This window comes from Iamia sp., assembly GCF_035575815.1.
Classification (GTDB): Bacteria; Actinomycetota; Acidimicrobiia; order Acidimicrobiales; family Iamiaceae; genus Iamia.
The window spans coordinates 1-4,638 of the sequence record NZ_DATLXO010000104.1; the positions used below are offsets into that span (position 1 = coordinate 1).

Consider the following 4,638-nt stretch of genomic DNA (forward strand, 5'->3'; position numbering starts at 1 on the left):
CGAGCGGATCTTCAGCTCCTCGTCGGGCGCGATCCTCGAGGGAGAAGACGTCGGGCGCGAGATCCAGGAGCGGGTCCTGCCCGTGCTCCGGCACCACTACGACAACTTCATCGAGAGGGTGCCCGGCGAGGAGACCGCGGGCACGCCCTCGGCCTACGTCCTCGCCGCGGGCTACTCCAACGACAGGCCCTTCGTGGTCGAGATCAACCCGAACGCCATGGTCAGCCACTACGAGGACATCGGCTTCCACGCCATCGGCAGCGGTGCGGCGATGGCCCAGCAGGCGGGCGCCCTCCTCGCCCACTTCAACATGACCGAGCGCGAGGTCGCCTACGGCGTGATCGCCTCGGTGCGGACCCTCGACGCGCTGGCCCGCACCTCGCCCAGCGTGGGCGGCGACATCGACGTGTGCCGCATCACTCCCGAGGGCACCGAGCACCTGGACGACGACGAGGTCGATGAGGTGCGACGGCTCGTCGAGCGCTGGACCGACGCCGAGCAGCGGGCTCTCGACGAGCTCCTCGACTAGCGCGCGACCAGAGGAAGCTCCGGCCCCGGGGCCGACCCTCAGGTGAGGTCGCTCAGGTGAAGTCGCCGCCCTCAGGTGAGGTCGCTCAGGTGAAGTCGCCGCCCTCGGGGAGCGCGCCGGTCGCCAGCCGGGCCGCCCGCTCGCCCCGCGCGTCGGCGTAGTGCGGGTGGGTGAGCAGCAGGAACTGCTCGGCCCGCACGGCGTCGACCACCATGCGGGCCACCTCCGCGGGGTCGATGCCCTCGGCGGTGATGTCGGCGAGCATCTCGGTCACCAGGGTCTGGTCCGCGGTCGCCTCGGTAGCCAGCTGCGGCGGACGGTGCCCCTCGGAGCCGGTGGCGATGGCCGTGGCCACGACGCCCGGACACAACGCCGTCACCTTCAGCCGCGACCCGATCGCCGCGAGGTCCGACGTCAGGGCCTCGGTGGCGGCGAAGGCCGCGAACTTCGAGATGCTGTAGGGCCCGGCGTAGGGCGTGCCCAGCAGGCCGGCGATCGAGGCGGTGTTCACGATGTGGCCCTCGGTGCCCTGGGCCATCATGCGGGGGACGAAGGCCCGGATGCCGTGGAGGATCCCCCACACGTTGACCCCGAGCACGAACTCGAGGTCGGCGGCGGGCCGCTCCCACAGGAAGCCGCCCACGAACACCCCGGCGTTGTTGCACAGCAGGTCGACCCGGCACTACTCGCCGAACACCCGATCCGCGAGGGCCGCGACCTCGACCTCGCTGGTCACCTCGGTCGGCTGGGCCAGCACGTCACCGGGGTCGATCCCGGCGTCGACCAGCAAGCGTCCGGTGTCGCCCAACGCCCCGGTGTCGACGTCGGCCAGGGCGACGCGCATCCCCTCGGCCGTCAGGCGCAGCGCCGGTGCCCGGCCGATGCCGCTGCCGGCACCGGTGACGACGGCGACCTTGCCGACGAGATCCTGCATGGTGGCTAATGGCGCGAGGGGTGGGACCGGCGCAGTCTGCCCCACCGGCAACCCCTCGGTGGACACCTGTCCAGTCATGGGCCACACTCGCGCCGTGCCGAGCTCCCCCCTCGCCCTGGTCGACCCCGCGACCTTCGCCGACGGTGTGCCCCACGAGGCGCTCGCCGAGCTCCGCCGCACCACCCCGGTGGCCTGGCAGCCGATGGGACGGTCCTCGGCGGAGCCGACCCCGCCCGCGCGAGGGGCGGGGTCGGAGGACGTGGACGGCCAGCCCGGCTTCCACGCCGTGCTCACCCACGCGGACGTGGTCACCGTCGCCCGTGAGCCGGTGCTGTTCTCGGCGAGCGAGGGCGGCGTGGTGCTCGAGGACCTGGCCCCCGAGAACCTCGAGATGATGCGCCACATGCTCCTGGCCATGGACCCGCCCCGGCACGTGACGCACCGCAAGCCGCTGGCCGAGACGTTCAAGGCCACGGTCATCGGCGGCCTCGAGGACCAGATCCGCGGCATCTGCCGGTCGCTGATGGCCGACGCCGCCGAGGCCGGCGAGGTCGAGCTCGTCCACGACGTGACCGCCCACCTGCCCACCCAGGTGATGGGACGGCTGATGGGGCTGCCCGTCGACGACTGGGCCCTGCTCCACCGGCTGGCCGAGCGCCAGACCGCCAGCCAGGACCCGGAGGTCGCCGGCGAGGACATCAGCTCGTCGTCGATCGAGATGGCCATGTACGCCATCGCGTTCGCCGGCGAGCGGAGGTCCCAGCCACCCCGGGAGGACCTCACCACCTTGATCCTCGAGGGCGACTTCGGCGGCGAGCCCATGAGCGACGTCGACTTCGGCAGCTTCTTCGTCCAGCTCGTCACCGCCGGCAACGACACCACCAAGACCATGCTCTCATCGGGGCTGCTGGCCCTGCTCGAGCACCCCGACCAGCTCGCCGCGCTGCGGGCCGACCCCTCGCTCATGGGCGGCGCGGTCGAGGAGATCCTGCGGTGGGCCAACCCGCTGCACTACTTCCGCCGCACGGCCACCGCGGACACCGAGCTCCACGGCGTGCCCATCGCGGCGGGCGACAAGGTGGCGATGTACTACACCGCGGCCAACCGCGACGACGCCGTGTTCGCCGACGCCCAACGCTTCGACATCGGTCGCCACCCGAACCCGCACCTGAGCTTCGGCATCGCCGAGCACTTCTGCCTCGGCGTGCACCTGGCCCGACTGGAGGGGCGGGTGTTCTTCGAGGAGCTGCTGGCCGCCTTCGCCACCATCGAGCTGACCGGTGACCCGGTGCGGCTGCGGTCGAACCTCAACAACAGCTACAAGCGGGTGCCGGTGCGCCTGGGGGTCGATGCCCGTGCCTGATCCGACGGCCGGCCAGGACGTCGGCAGCCGCCACGCCGGGCTCCCCATCACCGACGACGACGTCACCATCGCTCGCCACCTCGCCGACGTCAGCGTGCCCACGTTGCTCCTGTCGGTGGTGCACATGACCGGTGACCCGGCGTGGATCCGCGGCCCGCTCCGCCCGGTGGGCATCTACCTCAACGAGGTGCAGGGCTTCATGAGCCCCGAGGACCAGGCGGCGGTGCAGACCCAGGCCCTGGAGGCCATCGCCGCCTACCGCGACGGCGGATGCGTGCTGCCCCCACCGCCGGGGCCGGAGCTGGTGCACGAGATGATGGCGTTCCTCGTCGCCACCGAGGTGCCCGGGGAGTACGTCCCCCTGCTGCTCGAGGAGCTCGAGCTCGACGGCGCCGATGCCCGCGACACCGACTGGGGCGGCGACGCCACCGCGTCGGCCCGCTCCGCCTTCCCCGTCGTGGTCGTGGGGGCGGGAATGTCGGGGATCCTCGCCGGCATCCGCCTCGGCCAGGCCGGCATCCCGTACACGATCATCGAGAAGAACCAGCGCGTCGGCGGCACCTGGCACGAGAACCGCTACCCGGGGTGTCGGGTCGACGTGGGCAACCACTTCTACTGCTACTCCTTCGCGCCCGACGACGCCTGGACCGAGTTCTTCGCCCAGCAGCCCGAGCTCCAGGGCTACTTCGAGCGCTGCGCGGCGGACCACGACGTGGCCGACCACATCCGCTTCGCTACCGAGGTCACGGGCGCCCGGTGGGACGACGCCACCGGCCGCTGGTCGGTGACGGTGCGGAGCGCGGCGGGCGCCGAGGACGTGCTCGATGCTGCGGCGGTCATCAGCGCCGTGGGCCAGCTCAACCGGCCCAAGGTGCCCGACGTCCCGGGACGCGAGTCCTTCGCCGGGGTGGCCATGCACTCGGCCCAGTGGGTCGACGGCACCGATCTGACCGGGAAGCGGGTCGCGGTGGTCGGCACCGGGGCCAGCGCCTTCCAGATCGTGCCCACCATCGCCCCCGAAGCCGGGCACGTCACCGTGTTCCAGCGCTCCGCGCCGTGGATGTTCCCCAACCCGCACTACCACGACGCCGTCGGGCCGGGCGTCACCTGGGCCATCCGCCACCTGCCGTTCTACGGGCGCTGGTACCGGTTCCTGCTGTTCTGGCCGGCGTGCGATGGCGGCCTACCCGCCATGCGCGTCGACCCCGACTACCCGCATCCCGAGCGCGCCGTCAGCGAGATCAACGATGCGGCGCGGGAGGTGTTCACGGGGTGGATGGCCGAGCAGGTCGGCGACGACCCCGAGCTGTTGGCCAAGGTCGTGCCCGACTACGTGTGCCTGGGCAAGCGCACCCTGCAGGACAACGGCAGCTGGCTCGGCGCGCTCACCCGCGACGACGTTGAGCTGGTGACCGAGCCCGTCGCCGAGGTCGTGCCCGAGGGCATCGTCGACGCCACCGGGCGGCTCCACCCCGTCGATGTGATCGTGTGGGCCACCGGCTTCCACGCCAACCGCTACCTGTGGCCCATGGAGATCATCGGCCGCGACGGCGTCGTGCTCTCCGAGCGGTGGGGCGAGCGACCCACCGCTCACCTCGGCATCACCGTGCCTGGGTTTCCCAACCTGTTCTGCCTCTACGGCCCGGGCACCAACCTGGCCCACGGCGGCAGCATGATCTTCCACGCCGAGTGCCAGGTCCGCTACGTGATGGGCGCCCTCGCGTCATTGGTCCGCGAGGCGCCCGGCAGCTCACTCGAGGTCACGGACGAGGCCCACGACGCCTACAACGAGCGCCTCCAGGCCGAGCTCGA

Annotated in this window: 3 protein-coding genes and 1 pseudogene; 3 read left to right on the top strand and 1 reads right to left on the bottom strand. The window is 71.9% G+C overall.

Annotation, left to right across the window (positions count from 1 at the left end; genetic code table 11):
* Positions 1 to 529: hypothetical protein (locus tag VNL12_RS11000; protein ID WP_325594466.1), on the top strand; the 529-nt coding region annotated here is incomplete at its 5' end.
* An 85-nt stretch (positions 530 to 614) separates the two neighbouring features.
* Here VNL12_RS11000 and VNL12_RS11005 read toward each other — a convergent pair.
* Positions 615 to 1,541: pseudogene (locus VNL12_RS11005) on the bottom strand (SDR family NAD(P)-dependent oxidoreductase).
* A 16-nt stretch (positions 1,542 to 1,557) separates the two neighbouring features.
* On the opposite strand from VNL12_RS11005, the gene VNL12_RS11010 reads away from it, so the two are divergent.
* Together VNL12_RS11010 and VNL12_RS11015 are read left to right on the top strand one after the other, a co-directional pair.
* The gene (locus VNL12_RS11010; protein WP_325594468.1) at positions 1,558 to 2,826 is read left to right on the top strand and encodes a cytochrome P450; all 1,269 of its coding nucleotides are present in this window, start codon (positions 1,558 to 1,560) and stop codon (positions 2,824 to 2,826) included.
* The coding region (locus VNL12_RS11015) for an NAD(P)/FAD-dependent oxidoreductase (protein ID WP_325594470.1) at positions 2,819 to 4,638 on the top strand (1,820 nt) is incomplete at its 3' end. The genes VNL12_RS11010 and VNL12_RS11015, both read left to right, overlap by 8 nt.